The sequence below is a fragment of the Halorarum salinum genome (assembly GCF_013402875.1).
GTDB classification, from domain to species: Archaea; Halobacteriota; Halobacteria; order Halobacteriales; family Haloferacaceae; genus Halorarum; species Halorarum salinum.
In genome coordinates this window covers 2,989,225-3,005,784 of sequence record NZ_CP058579.1, presented here as the reverse complement: position 1 = coordinate 3,005,784, position 16,560 = coordinate 2,989,225, and the positions used below count along the sequence as shown (strand labels likewise).

General features: G+C 69.5%; 13 protein-coding genes. 6 read left to right on the top strand and 7 right to left on the bottom strand.

Features of this window, described 5'->3' with window-relative positions:
• Positions 1–182: 182 nt before the first annotated feature.
• From ppsA to HUG12_RS15055, 3 genes are all read right to left on the bottom strand, one after another.
• A complete protein-coding gene (ppsA, locus tag HUG12_RS15065; RefSeq protein ID WP_179269565.1) occupies positions 183–2,546 on the bottom strand; it encodes a phosphoenolpyruvate synthase in 2,364 nt (787 codons plus the stop codon).
• 184 nt (positions 2,547–2,730) lie between these two features.
• A complete protein-coding gene (locus HUG12_RS15060; protein WP_179269564.1) occupies positions 2,731–3,717 on the bottom strand; it encodes a PhzF family phenazine biosynthesis protein in 987 nt (328 codons plus the stop codon).
• A 126-nt stretch (positions 3,718–3,843) separates the two neighbouring features.
• The gene (locus HUG12_RS15055) at positions 3,844–4,110 is read right to left on the bottom strand and encodes a hypothetical protein (RefSeq protein ID WP_179269563.1); all 267 of its coding nucleotides are present in this window, start codon (positions 4,108–4,110) and stop codon (positions 3,844–3,846) included.
• 59 nt (positions 4,111–4,169) lie between these two features.
• Here HUG12_RS15055 and HUG12_RS15050 point away from each other — a divergent pair, with 59 nt between their 5' ends.
• Both HUG12_RS15050 and HUG12_RS15045 read left to right on the top strand, forming a co-directional pair.
• A complete protein-coding gene (locus tag HUG12_RS15050) occupies positions 4,170–4,667 on the top strand; it encodes a LabA-like NYN domain-containing protein (RefSeq protein ID WP_179269562.1) in 498 nt (165 codons plus the stop codon).
• Entirely contained in the window at positions 4,664–5,137 is a 474-nt protein-coding gene (locus HUG12_RS15045) for a PUA domain-containing protein (RefSeq protein WP_179269561.1), read from the top strand. Before HUG12_RS15050 ends, HUG12_RS15045 begins: the two co-directional genes overlap by 4 nt.
• Positions 5,138–5,182: 45 nt before the next feature.
• On the opposite strand, the gene HUG12_RS15040 is transcribed toward HUG12_RS15045, so the two are convergent.
• Positions 5,183–6,058, bottom strand: coding sequence for a presenilin family intramembrane aspartyl protease PSH (locus HUG12_RS15040; protein ID WP_179269560.1), 876 nt, complete (start codon positions 6,056–6,058; stop codon positions 5,183–5,185).
• The gene (locus HUG12_RS15035) at positions 6,058–7,131 is read right to left on the bottom strand and encodes a presenilin family intramembrane aspartyl protease PSH (RefSeq protein WP_179269559.1); all 1,074 of its coding nucleotides are present in this window, start codon (positions 7,129–7,131) and stop codon (positions 6,058–6,060) included. The genes HUG12_RS15040 and HUG12_RS15035 overlap by 1 nt, the downstream gene beginning before the upstream one ends.
• Before the next feature lie 247 nt (positions 7,132–7,378).
• Between HUG12_RS15035 and HUG12_RS15030 the strand changes: the two genes are divergently transcribed.
• The 3 genes from HUG12_RS15030 to HUG12_RS15020 all read left to right on the top strand — a co-directional run bounded on the left by HUG12_RS15030 (position 7,379) and on the right by HUG12_RS15020 (position 12,216).
• On the top strand, positions 7,379–7,687 hold the full coding sequence (locus HUG12_RS15030) for a DUF7518 family protein (protein WP_179269558.1): 309 nt from the start codon (positions 7,379–7,381) through the stop codon (positions 7,685–7,687).
• A 64-nt stretch (positions 7,688–7,751) separates the two neighbouring features.
• On the top strand, positions 7,752–11,342 hold the full coding sequence (gene smc / locus HUG12_RS15025; protein WP_179269557.1) for a chromosome segregation protein SMC: 3,591 nt from the start codon (positions 7,752–7,754) through the stop codon (positions 11,340–11,342).
• Positions 11,335–12,216 carry a segregation and condensation protein A gene (locus HUG12_RS15020; RefSeq protein ID WP_179269556.1) on the top strand — a complete coding sequence of 294 codons (882 nt, stop codon included), beginning with the start codon at positions 11,335–11,337 and terminating at the stop codon, positions 12,214–12,216. Before smc ends, HUG12_RS15020 begins: the two co-directional genes overlap by 8 nt.
• 37 nt (positions 12,217–12,253) lie before the next feature.
• Here the strand turns inward: HUG12_RS15020 and mtnP are convergent, their stop codons facing one another.
• Positions 12,254–13,117, bottom strand: a complete 864-nt coding sequence (gene mtnP / locus HUG12_RS15015) for an S-methyl-5'-thioadenosine phosphorylase (protein ID WP_179269555.1) — start codon at positions 13,115–13,117, stop codon at positions 12,254–12,256.
• Positions 13,118–13,278: 161 nt separating this feature from the next.
• Positions 13,279–14,904, bottom strand: coding sequence for a sensor histidine kinase (locus HUG12_RS15010; RefSeq protein WP_218836329.1), 1,626 nt, complete (start codon positions 14,902–14,904; stop codon positions 13,279–13,281).
• A gap of 308 nt (positions 14,905–15,212) precedes the next feature.
• Between HUG12_RS15010 and HUG12_RS15005 the strand changes: the two genes are divergently transcribed.
• Positions 15,213–16,508, top strand: coding sequence for a 5'-deoxyadenosine deaminase (locus HUG12_RS15005; RefSeq protein ID WP_179269554.1), 1,296 nt, complete (start codon positions 15,213–15,215; stop codon positions 16,506–16,508).
• Positions 16,509–16,560 lie beyond the last annotated feature (52 nt).

The window sequence follows — 16,560 nt, the reverse complement described above, 5'->3', positions numbered from 1 at the left end:
GAATCACTGGGCGGTTCGACGGCGACCGGGTGGGGCCCGATTCGACCACGCGGTCCGACGTCGGTCCGTCACCCGTACCGCGAGATGGGCCGAACGGACAGCCGAGGAACCGCCACGTGGAGAGGTCAGTCGCTGGCCGGCCACGCGGAGGGGAAACGCGGGAGGGGAGCGGGAATCGGAGCTCAGCGAACCGAGTCGAGCACCAGCTTCTGCTCGGTCCGCTTGACCTCGTGCTGGACGTCCCGCACGGCGTCGATGTTCGCCGAGATGGAGGTGATCCCCTCCTCGACGAGGAAGTCGACCATCGCGGGCTTCGAGGCCGCCTGGCCGCAGATGCTCGTGTCGACGTCGAGTTCGCGGCACGTGCCGACGACCTCGGCGATCAGTTCCAGCACGGCCGGGTGGAGTTCGTCGAACCGGCCGGCGACGTTGCTGTTGTTGCGGTCGACAGCGAGGGTGTACTGGGTGAGATCGTTCGTGCCGAAGGAGGCGAAGTCGATGTCCTCGGCCGCGAGGTCCTCGATGGCGAGCGCCGAGGCGGGCGTCTCGATCATCACCCCCCAGCGGCGCTTGTCCACGTCGATGCCGACGTCGCGCATGATCGACTTGGCCCGCCTGACGTCCTCGGCGTCGTTGACGAGCGGGAGCATCAGTTCGAGGTTGTCGTACCCCATCTCCCACAGCTCCCGGAACGCCCGGAGCTCCTTCTCGAACACGTCGGTCTTGTCGAGCGAGCGGCGGATCCCCCGCCAGCCGAGCATCGGGTTGTGTTCGGCGGGCTCGTCCTCGCCCCCCTCCAGTTCCCGGAACTCGTCGGTGGGCGCGTCGAGCGTCCGCGCGCGCACGGGGCGCGGGTAGAACTCCTCCGCGACGGTCCGCATCCCGTCGACGAGCTCCTGGACGTAGGCGTCCGCGCCCTCGTCCGCGATGTACTTCGCCGGGGTCCTGCCGAGCGAGAGCACCATGTGCTCGATCCGCAGCAGGCCGACGCCGTCGGCGCCCGTCGCGGCGGCACGCTCCGCGGCCTCGGGGATGGAGACGTTCACCTTGACCTCCGTCGCGGTCATCGGCTTCACGGGCGTCTCCGGCCGCATCGCCTCCACGGGTTCGTGCTCCTCGATCCCCCGTTCGGCGGCCGAGCCCCTCCGGATCGTTCCCTTGTCGCCGTCGATGGTGACCGTCATCCCGTCCTCGAGCGTCCGCGTCGCGGAGCCGGTGCCGACGACCGCCGGAACGCCGAGTTCACGGGAGACGATGGCCGCGTGGGAGGTCATCCCGCCCTCGTCGGTGACGATGCCGACGGCCCGCTTCATCGCGGGCACCATGTCGGGCATCGTCATCTCCGTGACGATGACGTCGCCCTCGGCGACCTGGTCGAGGTGATCGAGCTTCGTGACGACCCTGACCGTCCCCGAGACGATGCCGGGGGAGGCCCCGAGCCCGCGCAACAGGACGTCGTCGTCGCCGTTGCCGCCGTCGGTCGCACCGGCCGCCTCGGACGTTTTGCCCGCCGAGCCCGCGTTGCCGGCCGACCCCGGGCCGCCGGTCGCCTCCTCGGCCACGTCGCCGGCGCGGTCGCGATCGTCGACCCCGGCGGGTTCCGAGATGGTCGTGATCGGTCGCGACTGGAGCATGTACACGTCCCCGTCGTAGATCGCCCACTCGACGTCCTGGGGGGTGTCGTAGTGGTCCTCGACGAGGCGGCCGAGTTCGACGAGGCGTTCGATCTCGCCGTCCGAGAGCACGCGTTTCTCGCGGCGGTCCTCCTCGACGTCGCGCTCGACGGTCTCGCCCGTCTCCGGGTCCTTCTCCATCATCACCTTCTTGTCGGCGATCGTCACCTCCTCGACGGTGGCGGTCTCGCGGTCGACGACGTAGTTGTCGGGCGAGACCGAGCCGGAGACGACCGCCTCGCCGAGGCCCCACGCGGCCTCGACGATGATCCGTGGCTCCCCGGTCGAGGGGTGGCTCGTGAACATGACGCCGGACTTGTCCGCGTCGACCATCCGCTGGACCACGACGGCGATGTCGACCTCGTCGTGCGGGAACCCCTTCTGCTGGCGGTAGTAGATGGCGCGCTGGGAGAACAGCGACGCCCAGCACTCCTTCACGCGCTGGACGAGCACCTCCTCGCGCACGTTGAGGAACGTCTCCTGCTGTCCGGCGAACGAGGCGTCGGGGAGGTCCTCGGCGGTGGCAGACGAGCGGACGGCGACGAACGCCTCCTCCTCCCCGCCCATCGAGCGGTAGGCCTCGAGGATCTCGTCGGCGACGGACTCGGGGAGGTCGGCTCCGAGGATGAGCTCGCGGGCGGTCTCCTCGGCGGCCTTCAGTTCGGCGCTGTCCTCGGGGTCGATCTCCATCGCGGCGAACAGCTCCTCGTCGATGCCCGCCTCCTCGATGAACGTCCGGTAGGTGCCTGCTGTGACCACGAAGCCCGGCGGGACCGGGAGGCCCGCGCCGGTGAGTTCGCCCAGCGAGGCCGCCTTGCCGCCGACCGTCTCCAGGTCGTCGGCCGACACGTCGTCCAGCCAAAGTACAGCCATTTCGTGTTCGTGGAGACCGCCGACTCGATAAAGAAGGTTCCGACCCACACAGCGGCGGAGAAAGCACTACTCGCCCCCGAGTGTACGCTGGGCGGACGTGTCCCTCGGGCGACGGCGCGTCCGCCGGTCGCGAGGTGAGGGTTCGGACTGACGCGAACCGACGGACGCCGAGGCGAATCGGAGGTCACGCGACGACGATGTCGTCCCCCTCGTCCGGGGGGATCCTGATCGTCCCCTCGAACGCGGTGACCGCATCGCCGCCGACGGTCGGCGGGCCGCCGCCGGCGGCGCGGACGCGCACGGTCCCCGGCCGGTCGGCGTAGTGGCCTTGCTCGAAGACCATCTCCTCCGGGGTCCCGCTCCCGGACGGGTCGTCCGTGGCCCGTTCCGCGACGCCGTCCTCGCCGCCGTCGAAGGCGGCGAAGTGGTCGAGGTACGCGCCGCACGCGCCGGAGGCCGTGCCGGTCACGGGGTCCTCCGGGATGCCCGCGCCGGGGGCGAAACAGCGGCCGTGGAGCGTGGAGTCCGCGCCGAGCGCGTCGAACGTGAACGCGTACACGCCGGCGGCGTCGAACTCCGCGGCCAGTTCCTCGACGGCACCCGGATCGGGGGACGCGCTGCCGAGTTGTTCGAGGAAGTTCACCGGGACGACGAGGAACGGGAGGCCGGTGCTGGCGTACGCCAGCGGGAGGTCCGCGCCCACGTCCAGGAGCGCGTTCGGGTCACAGCCGAGCGCGTCGGCGACCCGCTCGTAGGACGCCTCGACCTCGTGGACCGTCGGCTCGTTCTGGGTCATCCAGACGCGCCCCCCGTCGGTCACCTCGACGTCGAGGACGCCCACGTTCGTCCCCAGCGTGTGGGTTCCCGCGTCGATCGCGCCGGTCTCGAACAGTCGGGCGTGTGCCGCGACGGTCGCGTGCCCGCAGAGGTCGACCTCGGTCGTCGGCGTGAAGAAGCGGACGGCGCGGTCGGCCCCGTCGGACGGGCGCAGGAACGCCGTCTCGCTGACGGAGAGCTCCCGCGCGACCGCCTGCATCTGCTCGTCGGTGAGTCCCTCGGCGTCCGGCACGACGCCGGCGGCGTTGCCCGCGAGCGGTTCGGTCGTGAAGGCGTCGACGAGGCTGGCCTCGCGCGGCTCCGGGTCGGACCCGCCGGCGTCGGACACGGTCATGGGTCGACCTGTGGCGTCATCGGGTAAAACGCTACGTGCTTTCTCCACGGATCGCGGTTCCCCACGGACCGTCGGTCGCACTCGGTCCTCCGCTCCGGTAACGGCGGAGAAACCAGTCCGATCCGGTCACCCCCGGAGCTCCTCGTGGACGGTCGCGCCAGCGTCCGGCAACACCGGTCCGGCGGAGACGGTGTCCGCGCCCAGCCGCTCGTACACCTCGGCGGAGGGCGGGAACCCCTCGCCGCCGTACAGCGCGGCGTTCGACTCGGCCGTGACCGAGCGGACGACGGTGCCGAGGCCGGCAGTTCGTCCACGCGGTCCCTCCGGCCCCCGGCGGCGTGTCGGTGCCGGTTCACGGGGTCGTTCGCGGGCCCGAACCGGCCTCGACCCCACCGCCGACCGCGCGCACCGCCCCGATACGACTAAACCGCAGGTCCGACACGTCGAACGTAATGACCGAGATCCACGACGGACAGCGGGTCGCCGTTCTCGCCGACTCGCAGAACCTGTACCACTCCGCCCAGAGCGTCTACTCCCGGAACATCGACTACTCGTCGCTGCTGGACAAGGCCGTCCAGAACCGGGTCCTCACGCGCGCCATCGCCTACGTCATCCGCGCGGACTCGCCCGACGAGGAGTCGTTCTTCGAGGCGCTCCGGGACATCGGGTTCGAGACGAAGATCAAGGAGATCAAGACGTTCGGCGACGGGTCGAAGAAGGCAGACTGGGACCTGGGATTGAGCCTGGACGCCGTCTCGCTCGCGGACCACGTCGACACGGTCGTCCTCTGCAGCGGCGACGGCGACTTCTCGCGGCTCTGCTCGCACCTCCGCCACGAGGGCGTCCGCGTCGAGGTGCTCGGCTTCGAGTCCTCGACCGCCACTGAACTCATCGAGGCCGCGGACTCGTTCGTCGACATGGGCGAGCGCGAGGAGACGTTCCTCCTGTGAGTTCCACGCCGGGCGTCCCGGACCTCCGAACGGTCGCGGACTACCAGTTCGGGGCGGGCGCGGGGACCGCGCTGTTTCCCGATTCGGGGGCCGTGACGGTCCGCCGCTCGACGAGCGGTCGCCCGCGGCAGGTCGTCGCCGACGGAGAGCGCGTCGTCTCCTACCGGACCGACGGCCGGTTCACGCTCGGACTCGAGGGCGGTCGTCGCCTGCGAGCGGCGCTCGAACACCCGGCCGCCAGCGTCGTCGTCGGCGACGAGAGCGCCCCCTTCGTCCGGGAGGGCAGGAACGTCTTCGCGAAGTTCGTCGCGGAGGTCGACCCCGCCGTTCGTCCCCACGACGAGGTGGCCGTCGTCCACGGGGACGGCACGCTGCTCGGCGTCGGTCGGGCGGAACTGTCCGCGGAGGGCATGCTGGACTTCGACGCCGGGATGGCCGTGAAGGTTCGCGACGGCGCGGGTACGGAGTGACCGGTTCGGGGTCGAGTTCCCGGCCGCCTCCCTCTTAACCCGCCCCTACACGGGTACCGGGCCGATGGACGCGGCGAGGAGATAGCCGAGCACGGCGCCGCCGTTCACGAACGGGAGCCCCGCGTGCATCCCGCCCCGCCGCTGGACGAGCACCTGCAGGGCCACGAAGCCGGTGAACGACCCGAGGAGCGCCCCGAGCGCGCTGGGGGGGAGGCCGAGGACGGGCGACGGCGCGTGGCCGAAACCCGGCCCGGCCGCTTGCTCGACGGCCGCGCTCGCGGTCAGGATGGCTGGAAACAGCGCGTCGCCCGCACCGAGCAGCGTCGCGACGGTGGTCCCGTTCCCCCCCGTGCCGACGGCGCCGTCCGGAACGCCGTCCCCCGTCGGCACGACGAACGCCGACGGGAGTCCCATGCGCGCGCTCGCGTCGACCATCGTGGCCATGTGACCGGAGACGTACACCGCGTACGCGTCGTACGCCGCGGCGAGGACGAGCGCGACGAGCGCGTACGGCGGCGAGAGGCTCGCGCCGAACAGCCCCGCCGCGCCGGCGACGGCGACGACGGCGACGAGGTTGCGGACCTCCCACCGCTGCACTCGCCACGCGACTGCCACGCCGACGGCGGCGGCCAGCGCGCCGGGAACCGCGCCGAGGAACGCCGCCGCCGCGACCCAGAGCGCGACCCCGACCGAGAGGAGCATCACCGCGCGAACGAGGCGCTCGCTCCGGCGATAGCGCACGGCGGCCAGCGAGAGGAGCGTCCCGACCGCGAGTCCCAGCACCAGCGGAACGAGCGCGTCGTCCCCGTCGCCGTAGCTGACGCCGCCGGCGACGAGTCGGGGGGCGACTGCGAGCGCGAGCAACTGGACCGAGAGGAAGAGCGCCCCGGTCCCCAGCGCGCCGCGGACGCGCCGATCCATCACAGGTACGCGCCGACGCCGAGCGCCGTCGCCAGCGGGACGCCGGCGAGCACCGATCCGAGCAGGTAGCCGCCGATGGCGCCGCCGTTCAACAGCGGGAGCCCCGCGTGCGGTCGCCCCTTTAGCACCATCCGGAGGAGGATCCCGAGGCCGACGAACGTGCCCGCCATCGCGAGAAGCGCCGGGAGTCCGAGCGCCGGAAAGCCCGGGATACCGAGGGACGCCGCGGGCGACCAGAACGCCGCGGACGCGACCATGACGGCCGGCATCACCGCGTCGCCGAGGCCGATGAAGAACACGTCGCGGTCGTCGGTGTCCACTCCCTCGACGTGCCGTTCGCCGTCGGACCGTGCGTCGGTCCCTCCGGCCTCGCTCGCTCGCGCGTCGGCGTCCCCGTTCGCGAAGCCGTCACCGCGTTCCGCAGCTTCCCCGGCTTCGGCCCCGTCGCCGGATTCCGCCGCTCCCCCGGCGTCCGTCCCGTCGTCCTCGCCGAAGCCCTCGTCGAGCAGCGAGTAGGACCACGTGAGCGGGATGACGAGCACGACGGGAATGTGCAGGTCCATGACGCCCTCCGCGAGGTCGAGCATGTGCTCGGTGCCGTACACCGAGATGGCGTCGTAGACGGCGAGCGCGACCAGGAGGACGATGGCCGGCAGGAGCCCGAAGCTGATGCCGAACAGGCCCGCGGCGCCGGCGCCCATCAGCGCCCCCGCGACGTCGATGACGTACCACTCGGGGTACACCCAGAGCGCGACCGCGACGAGTCCGGCGGCGACGAGCGCGGCCGTCGCGGGCAGCGCGACCGAGAAGACGTACCACGCGAGCAGCCCCGACGAGAGGACGATGACCGCGCGGACGACCCGGTCGAGGTCGTAGCGGAACGCCGCGAGCATGAGCGCCGTGACGACGAGGATGGCGAGCAGGTAGACGACGCTGTTCGTGGGGTTCTGCGGGTCCTCCACCGCCTGATACCCCGCCGTGTCGAACGCGGGGACGAGCGAAACCGCCCCGAGCTGGACGACGAGAAAGACGAGTGCCGCGATCGCGACGCCGCGGCGCGTGCGTGCGTTCATCGACGGCGGTTCGGCGGGGCCGGGTTTGGTGGTTGTGGTTGGGGAACGGCGACCCGTCGGAAGGCGGGGGGAGCGGCCGTCTCGCGACGGACGTGGGATTCCGTATCGCGATAACCCGTTTATAATTGCAGTCCTTTACACCCCGTCACGACCCTCGAATCGGTCGATTTCGGGAGTTATGCGGCCAATAACCTGTCGTCCGGATGTCTGACACAGGTTTATACGTGCGGGACCACCCACACCGTACATGGGAAACCGGGTGGAGGACCTGGAAACGCAGGTCGCGGAACTGCAGGCGGCAGTCGATGGATTGACCGAGGAACTGGTCGAGACGAAGGAGCGGATCAGCCAACTGGAGTCGGCACGCGACGTCGCGGACGCCGATCCGGGGACCGATTCGCACGCCGAGTTCGTGCCGAACGCCTCGGCGACGGCCGAGGCGGCCGAGGACGCGTCTCCGGACGCCGCCGAACGGGCCGCCGAGGAGGCGGACGGATCGGAAGCCGCCGACGCCGACGAGGAAACCGAGGAGAGCGACGACATCATCGTCGCCTGAACCCCGCTCCGACACGGGTCACCCGTCCCCGAGAACACACCAGACGGGTCCAATCGTACATCTCATGCACATCAAGGAACTCGTCCTCGACGACTTCAAGAGCTTCGGGCGGAAGACCCGAATCCCCTTCTACGAGGACTTCACCGTCATCACGGGGCCGAACGGCTCCGGCAAGTCGAACATCATCGACGGCGTACTGTTCGCGCTCGGCCTCGCACGCACGCGCGGGATACGCGCGGAGAAACTCACCGACCTCATCTACAACCCCGGCCACGAGGGCGACACGGACCACGGGGGACAGCGGGAGGCCAGCGTCGAGGTCGTGTTGAACAACGGCGACGGAACCCTCGACCGGGCCCAGGTCGTCAACGCGGCGGGCACCGACAAGGTCGGGGACGTCGAGGAGATCAGCATCAGGCGCCGCGTGAAGGAGACCGACGACAACTACTACTCCTACTACTACCTGAACGACCGCTCGGTTAACCTCTCGGACATCCGCGACCTGCTCGCGCAGGCGGGCGTCACCCCGGAGGGGTACAACGTCGTCATGCAGGGCGACGTCACCGAGATCATCAACATGACCGCGTTCCAGCGCCGGGAGATCATCGACGAGATCGCCGGCGTCGCCGAGTTCGACGCGAAGAAGGAGGACGCGTTCGCCGAACTCGAGACGGTCGAGGAACGCATCGACGAGGCGGACCTCCGCATCGAGGAGAAGGAGGACCGGCTCGACCGGCTCTCGGACGAGCGGGAGACGGCCCTGCAGTACAGGGACCTCCGCGACGAGAAGGAGGAGTACGAGGGCTACCTGAAGGCGGCGGAACTCGAGGACAAACGCGCCGACCTCGACTCCACCGAGTCCCGCGTCGACGCGAGCGAGGGGAAACTCGCCGACCTGCGCGCGGAACTCGAGGACCGCCAGTCGGTCGTCGACGACCTGCAGGGGGAGCTCGACGACCTGAACCGCGAGATCGAACGGAAGGGCGAGGACGAACAGCTCGCCATCAAGGCCGAGATCGAGGAGATCAAGGGCGAGGTCTCGCGGCTCGAGGGCAAGATCGAGAACCAGGAGGAGCGCGTCGAGGAGGCCGAAAACGAGCGCCGAGGCGCGTTCATCGACATCGACCGGAAGGGCGAGGAGATCGAGGAGCTCGAGGCCGACGTCCGCGAGGTGAAAGTCGAGAAGGCGAACCGGAAGTCGACGCTTGCCACCAAGCGGACGGAGCTCGCCGAGGTCGAAGCCGAGATCGACGACGCCGACACCGAGTTCGACGAGCTGAAGGACGAACTCGCGGAGCGGAAGGCGGAACTGGAGGAGCTCAGGGCCGCGAAGAACGAGCTCCAGCGGGAGAAGGACCGGCTGCTCGACGAGGCGCGTCGGCGGTCCAACGAGATCTCGGAGGTGGAGGCCGAACTGACCGAGACCGAGGAGGAGATTCCCGAGCTGAAACGCCGCGTCTCGGACCTCCACTCCGAACTGGACAAGGCGAGGAAGAACGAGGCGACCGCGAAGGACGCCATCGAGGAGCTCCAGTCGGAGAAGAAGGAGCTCCAGTGGGACTTGAGCGAGGTCGAGGAGGACATCCGCGAGAAGCAGCAGGAGTACTCGAAGCTCGAGGCGCGCGCATCGGACTCGGGCGACTCCTCGTGGCCGCGGGCGGTGACGACGATCACGAACTCGGAGTTCTCGGGGGTCCACGGACCGGTCGGGAAGCTCGCGTCCGTCGACTCCCGGTTCGCGAAGGCGTGCGAGACGGCCGCCGGCGGCAGGATGGCGAACGTCGTCGTCGACGACGACGGCGTCGGCTCCCAGTGTATCGACTACCTCAAGCAGCGCAACGCCGGGCGCGCGACGTTCCTCCCCATCACCGAGATGGACGAACGGGGGCTCCCAAGGCTGCCGAGCGATCCGGGCGTCGTCGACTTCGCGCGGAACCTCGTCGAGTACGAGTCCCGCTACGAGGGCGTCTTCTCGTACGTGCTCGGCTCGACGCTCGTCGTCGAGGACATGGACACCGCGCGCGGCCTGATGGGCGAGTTCCGGATGGTCACGCTCGACGGCGACCTCGTGGAGCGCTCGGGCGCGATGACCGGCGGCTCCGGCGGCGGCTCGCGCTACTCCTTCTCGAAGTCCGGGAAGGGGAAACTGGAGCGGGTCGCCGAGGAGATTCACTCGCTGGAGGACGACCGGCAGGCACTGAAATCCGACATCTCGGACGTGGAGGACGACCTCGAGGACGCGCGTTCGCGGGCGGCCGACGCGGCCGACAAGGTGCGGGACGTCGAGGGCGACCTCGAACTCGCGAAACAGAACGTCGCCGCCAAGGAGGACCGGATCGACGCGCTCGGGGACCGGCTCGAGGAGCTCCAAGAGGAGCGCGAGTCGGTCGACGAGGAGATGACCGAACTCGACGAGGAGATCGACGGGCGCGAGGCCGAGATCGAGTCGATCGAGGCCGACATCGCGGAGCTCGAGGCCGAACTGGAGGACTCGAGGATCCCCCAGCTGTCGGCACGCGCCGACGAGATCCGGGGGGAGATCGACGACCTCGAGGACCGGATGGACGACCTCGACGGCGAACTCAACGAGCTACAGCTCCAGAAGCAGTACGCGGAGGACGCCGTCGACGACCTCCACGACGTCGTGGAGGAGGCACAGAACAAGAAGGCGGACGCCGAGGAGCGCATCGCCGGGTTCGAGGCGGAGATCGAGGAGCGGGAGGAGGGCCTCGAGGACAAGCGGGACGCCATCGCGGAGCTCGAGGAGGAGCTCGCGGACCTCAAGGAGGACCGGGAGGGCGTGAAGGCCGACCTCCGCGAGGCGACCGAGTCCCGCGACGAACAGGAGGCCGACGTCGAGCGCGTCGAGTCGAAGCTCGACTCGCTGCGCGAGACCGCGGAGCGCCTCGAGTGGGAGATCGACGAGCTGGAGTCGCAGGTCGGCGACTACGACCCGGAGGACGTGCCCGACCACGACGCCGTCGAGTCGGAGATCGAGGAGCTCGAGGGCGAGATGGAGGCGCTGGAGCCGGTCAACATGCTCGCCATCGACGAGTACGACGAGGTGCAGGAGGACCTCGAGGACATGCGGGAGCGCCGGGGCGTGCTCGCCGAGGAGCGGGACGCCATCGAGGAGCGCATCGAGCGCTTCGAGGCCGAGAAGAAGGGCACGTTCATGGACTCGTTCGAGGCCATCGACGAGCAGTTCCGGGACATCTTTGAGCGCCTCTCGGCCGGGACCGGGGAGCTGGTCCTCGAGGACGAGGCGGACCCGTTCGAGGGCGGGCTGACGATGAAGGCGCAGCCGGCGGACAAGCCCGTCCAGCGGCTCGACGCGATGTCCGGCGGCGAGAAGTCCCTGACCGCGCTGGCGTTCATCTTCGCGATCCAGCGGCACAACCCGGCGCCGTTCTACGCGCTCGACGAGGTCGACGCGTTCCTCGACGCGGTCAACGCCGACCGCGTCGGGGAGATGGTGGACGAGCTGGCGGGCGAGGCGCAGTTCGTCGTCGTCAGCCACCGCTCGGCGCTGCTCGAACGGTCCGAGCGGGCGATCGGCGTGACGATGCAGGACGACAACGTGTCGGCGGTGACGGGCATCCAGCTGGGCGAGGACGGCGACATCGCGAACGCCGGGGTGAGCGCGGATGATTGAGTCCCCCGGCGAGGTGCTGTCCGGAGTCGAGGCGGACGGGAAGTCGCCGGGCTCGGACGAGGACGCCGTCGAGCCGGTCGAACTGCTGGTCCAACTCGCCGAGGACGGCGAGATCGACCCGTGGGACATCGACGTCGTCGAGGTGACCGACGCCTTCCTCGACAAGCTCGACTCGGCGGACATCCGCACCGGCGGGCGCGCGCTGTTTTACGCCTCCGTGCTCCTCCGGATGAAGTCGGACGTGCTGCTCGAGACGGACGAGGAGGAGGAACCCGAGGAGATCGAGCCGTGGGAGCAGGCGTTCGAGCGCGGCCCGGTCGAGGGCGAACCGGGCGACGGCCAGTTCGCCGGGTTCGACCCGGTCGACGCGCTCGAGGAGGAGATGGACCGGCGGATCGAGCGCAAGTCCACCCGCGGGTCGCCGGAGACGCTGGACGAACTCGTCCGGGAACTGCGCGACGCCGAGCGCGGTTCCTGGTGGAAGGAGTCGCGCGAGTACGACACCAGCGAGTCGCCCCGCGGCTTCTCCCGGGGGACCCAGACGCTGGAGTACCACGGCGGCGACGACCTCCGTCGGGAGGGCGAACCCGGGGAGGGCGAGGTTACCGGCGCGACCCACGAGGAGGACATCGAGGCGATCATCGAGGAGGTTCGGGGGCGCCTGCGCCCGCACTACGACCGCGGGCGGACGGAGGTGCTGTTCCGGGAACTCCGGGGCGGCGACGCCGCGGAGACGCCCGTCATGACGTACCTCGCGCTGCTGTTCCTCGCACACCGCGGGGCGCTCACGCTCCGGCAGGACGACCTGTTCGGCGACCTCTGGGTGCGCGAGGCCGGCGCGCCGACGGTCGGCGACGAGGCGACGGCGGACTGACGAACCCCGTACTTCCTCGGCCCGGGGCGACCCGTCGTCAGTCGTCGAGGTACGACCCGATGAACGGCTCCAGTTTCTCCCGCGTCTCCGCCGGAATCGCCTCGGGGGGCGTGTTGATTGTTCCCTCCAGCGACCCGTGGGCCTCGCACACGAGGTCCTCGGGGAAGGTTCGGATCGCGTGCTCGACGGTCTCCTTGATCGCCTCCTCGTTCTCCGCCGCGTTCTCGAGAACCTCCTGCAGCGTGACCTCGCTGTCCGCCTTCCAGACGTCGTAGTCGGTCACGCCCGCGAGCGTCGCGTAGGCCATCTCCGCCTCGCGGGCGAGTTTGGCCTCGGGGATCGCGGTCATGCCGACGACCTCCCACCCCTGGTCGCGGTAGAACTCCGACTCGGCCCGCGTCGAGTACTGCGGACCCTCGATGCAGACGTAGGTGCCGCCCTCGGCGACGTCGGCGTCCGTCGCGGCCCGGGCCGACTCCGCGAGGTGGGAGACGAGCTTCGGCGAGTACGGCCGCGTGAACGGCTGGTGGACGACGACGCCGTCCCCGAAGTACGAGAGGTCCCGGCGCTTCGTCCGGTCGTAGATCTGGTCGGGGACGACGAGCGTCCGGGGCGGGAGTTCCTCCCGGAGCGATCCGACGGCGTTGCTGGCGAGGACGTACTCCACGCCCGCCTCCTTCAGCGCGTAGACGTTCGCCCCGTACGGCAGGTCCGTCGGCGAGCGCTGGTGGTCCGGGCCGTGTCGGGGGAGGAAGACGACCTCCCTGCCCGTGTCGCCGAACTCGCCGATCTCGAGCGGTGCCGAGGGGTCGCCGAATGGCGTCGTGACCTTCTCCGTGCGCGTGTTCTCCAGCGGGAGGGCCTCGTAGATGCCGCTGCCGCCGATGAAGCCGATGGTCATGGTCCGTCCGTCCGGTTCGGTCGTTCGTCGCTAAAGGGTGTGGTATTCGTCGGGGATTCGGAGAGCGGTGCGTTCAGCGGACCCGGGGGCGTCCTGACGGGGACACGGTCGCTCCTCACTGCGGTGATCGCGTGAACCGCGAATCGTTCGATGCGGGTCGGCTACTTCTCGTCGTCACTCGCTTCCGGGAGCGTAAACGAGAACGTCGAGCCCTGGCCCGGCGTGGACTCCACCCGGATACGCCCGCCGTGGCGCTCGAGGATCCGCTCACAGAGTGCCAGCCCGATTCCCGCTCCCGAATGCTCGTCGGGTTCGTGGAGGTTCCGAAACATCTCGAAGATGCGGTCGGTGTACTCCGGGTCGATGCCGATGCCCTCGTCACGGACCGAGATCGTCCACTCCGCATCCCCTCGTTCGGCCCAGATCTCCACCCGGGGTGGTTCGCCGCCACTGTATTCGATCGCGTTGTCCAGCAGGTTCTGAAACACCTGGCGGAGCTGCTGTCTGTCACCGCTGACGCGTGGCAGTGACTCGGCGGTGATCCGGGCATCGGTCTCCTCGATTCGTAGCTGGAGATCCTTCCGGGCCTCCATGAGAACGGCATCGAGGTCGGTCGGCTCGAACGGATTCCCCTCCGTCTCGACGCGTGAGTATTTGAGTAACCCGTCGATCATGTGGCGCATTCGATCGGCCCCGTCGATCGCGAACTCGAGGAACTCCCTCCCGTCATCGTCGAACTCGTCCGCGTAGCGGCGTTCGATCAACTGGAGGTAGCTCGAGACCATCCGCAGGGGTTCCTGCAGGTCGTGTGAGGCGGCGTACGCGAACTGCTCGAGCCGTTCGTTGGATTCCTTGAGCCTCCGTTCCCGCTCGCGCAGCGCTTGCTCGGCCTGGGTGCGCTCGATCAGATCGGCGGCCTGCCGTGCCAGCAGGTCCAGAAGGTGGAGCGTATCCTCGGACGGTTCGTGGGGCGTTCGCCAGTGCGTCGAGATCATCCCGACCGTGGTACCGCTTCGGGAGATCAGCGGCGTCGTCTGTACCGCACGAATGTCGTTCCGGAGATACATCTCCAGGTCCCCGGTGTCGGCCATGAACTCACACGTCTCGACGTCCGATACGACCACCCGCTGGTCGGTCTCCAGGGCGACGCTACAGGTGCTACTCGACTCCGGGTCCACCCACTTCCAGAACTCCGCGGCGTCCGGATCGAACCCCTCGTGAGCCAGCAGACGAAGTTCGTTTCGGTCCGAATCGAACTTCTGCAAGCTTCCGAAGTCGGCGTCCATGATCGTGATCGTGGCCTCGAGGAACTCCTCGTAGAGTGCATCGATGTCGTCCTCCCCGATCAGTCGGGTGCTGATCTCCTGTAACTGTTTGGCGGCGCCACCGGCGCTCCCGAGAATCCCTGTGTTTCCGTCGTGCTCGCGGTCGTGATCGGGTGACCACCAAACTTCCTCGTCCGGTCCGACCTCCTTCGTCAGGAGTCGACCCTGGTCCACGAGTGCTTCGAGCGTCTCACGGGTGGTCCGGGGGGAGCATCCAGCCATGGTAGCGACTTCGGACGTCGTCAGTGGTTCGTTTCGTGACCGTGCGAAGACGTCGAGAATCGTTCCATCCCCTGAAGGGCTGGAATCATGCATGCCGCGGTTTTGCACGAGGACGTGTATAAGAGTTCGCGACGGTCGAACCGTTCGGATGGTATCTTCCGTCCGTGAGGTCTCTCCGGACTGACGTCTGAGGGGACGACGACCGTCCTCGGACGTCTTATAGTGAACACGCGGCTCCACTTACCGGCAGTTTCGCCAGCAGTCCCGGCTGAAAACGCGTCTCAACCGAGACTTTCCGGTGGGCATGACTGACGACGCGACCGCGAAAGCCCCTGACCCCTTTCGGTCCCACCCCGTGGTCAGTCGGGCCGGACGTCGCGTCGCGGACGCTCGCCCGCGTGGGTCGTGGGATGCCCGGGTTCGCAGGTGAAGCGGCGGAGGGGCGGTCGCGAGCGCCGGAAGGTCAGTTCTCGCCCGGCCGAGGCGGAACCCGTGCAGGGTGGCCGAATGGACAGCTATTTCGGTCGCCCCGGCGGACGGTGGGAGGGATGCTACTCGCGGGGACGGTCATCGCGGATTCGGAGACGGTCATCGAGGACGGCGCGGTGGTCGTCGAGGGCGACACCGTCGTCGCCGTCGGGGACCGAGCAGCGCTCGCGGACGAGTTCCCCGACCACGAGCGTACGGGCTACGACGTGATCGCCCCGGGCGTCGTCGGCGGCCACGTCCACTCCGTCCAGTCGCTCGGCCGCGGCATCGCCGACGACGTCCCGCTGCTCGACTGGCTGTTCGACCACGTGCTCCCGATGGAGGCGGGCCTCGACGCCGAGGGGATGCGGCTGGGCGCCGAACTCGGCTACCTCGAGTGCATCGAGTCCGGCGTCACCGCCGTCATCGACCACCTCTCGGTGCACCACGCCGCCGAGGCGTTCGAGGCGGCCGAGGAACTCGGCATCCGGGCGCGGATGGGGAAGGTGCTGATGGACCGCGACTCCCCCGACGGCCTGCGCGAGGACGCCGACGAGGCGCTCGCCGAGTCCGAGGAGCTGATCCGGCGCTATCACGGCGAAGGCGGGGGCCGCATCAGGTACGCGGTCACCCCGCGCTTCGCCGTCTCCTGCACCGAGGAGTGCCTCCGCGGCGCGCGCGAACTCGCGGACGCACACGACGGCGTGCGGATCCACACCCACGCCAGCGAGAACCGCGACGAGATCGCCGCCGTGGAGAAGGACACGGGGATGCGGAACGTCCACTGGCTCGACGAGGTGGGACTCACCGGCGAGGACGTGGTGCTCGCCCACTGCGTCCACACCGACGAGTCCGAGCGCGAACTCCTCGCGGAGACCGGAACCCACGTCACCTACTGCCCGTCCTCGAACATGAAACTCGCCTCCGGCATCGCGCCGGTCCCGGACTACGTGCGCCGGGGGGTCAACGTCGCGCTCGGCAACGACGGGCCGCCCTGTAACAACACGCTCGACCCGTTCACGGAGATGCGGCAGGCGAGCCTGCTCCAGAAGGTGTCGGAACTGGACGCGACCGCGACCCCGGCGGAACTCGTCTTCGAGATGGCGACCGAGAACGGCGCCCGCGCGGCGGGCTTCGAGCGCGTCGGCAGGCTTCGGGAGGGGTGGAAGGCGGACGTCGTCGGCCTCACGACCGACGTGACGAGGGCGACCCCGCTCCACGACCCGCTCTCCCATCTGGTGTTCGCCGCCCACGGCGACGACGTCGAGTTCACGATGGTCGACGGCGAGGTGCTCTACCGGGACGGCGAGCTGTTGACCGGCGACGCGGCGGCCGTCCGCCGCCGCGCGCGCGAGTACGACGTTCCGACGGCCTGAATCCCGTTCTTTCGACGGCCCGAACCCGATTCCCGCGCCCGCCCCGTGACCC

Excerpts from the sequence above, each read along its gene's own strand:
- ppsA (WP_179269565.1), bottom strand. The coding sequence starts at position 2,546 with ATGGCTGTACTTTGGCTGGACGACGTGTCGGCCGACGACCTGGAGACG.
- HUG12_RS15005 (WP_179269554.1), top strand. The coding sequence starts at position 15,213 with ATGCTACTCGCGGGGACGGTCATCGCGGATTCGGAGACGGTCATCGAG.
- HUG12_RS15040 (WP_179269560.1), bottom strand. The coding sequence starts at position 6,058 with ATGGATCGGCGCGTCCGCGGCGCGCTGGGGACCGGGGCGCTCTTCCTC.
- HUG12_RS15030 (WP_179269558.1), top strand. The coding sequence starts at position 7,379 with ATGGGAAACCGGGTGGAGGACCTGGAAACGCAGGTCGCGGAACTGCAG.
- HUG12_RS15035 (WP_179269559.1), bottom strand. The coding sequence starts at position 7,131 with ATGAACGCACGCACGCGCCGCGGCGTCGCGATCGCGGCACTCGTCTTT.
- smc (WP_179269557.1), top strand. The coding sequence starts at position 7,752 with ATGCACATCAAGGAACTCGTCCTCGACGACTTCAAGAGCTTCGGGCGG.
- HUG12_RS15020 (WP_179269556.1), top strand. The coding sequence starts at position 11,335 with ATGATTGAGTCCCCCGGCGAGGTGCTGTCCGGAGTCGAGGCGGACGGG.
- HUG12_RS15050 (WP_179269562.1), top strand. The coding sequence starts at position 4,170 with ATGACCGAGATCCACGACGGACAGCGGGTCGCCGTTCTCGCCGACTCG.
- mtnP (WP_179269555.1), bottom strand. The coding sequence starts at position 13,117 with ATGACCATCGGCTTCATCGGCGGCAGCGGCATCTACGAGGCCCTCCCG.
- HUG12_RS15060 (WP_179269564.1), bottom strand. The coding sequence starts at position 3,717 with ATGACCGTGTCCGACGCCGGCGGGTCCGACCCGGAGCCGCGCGAGGCC.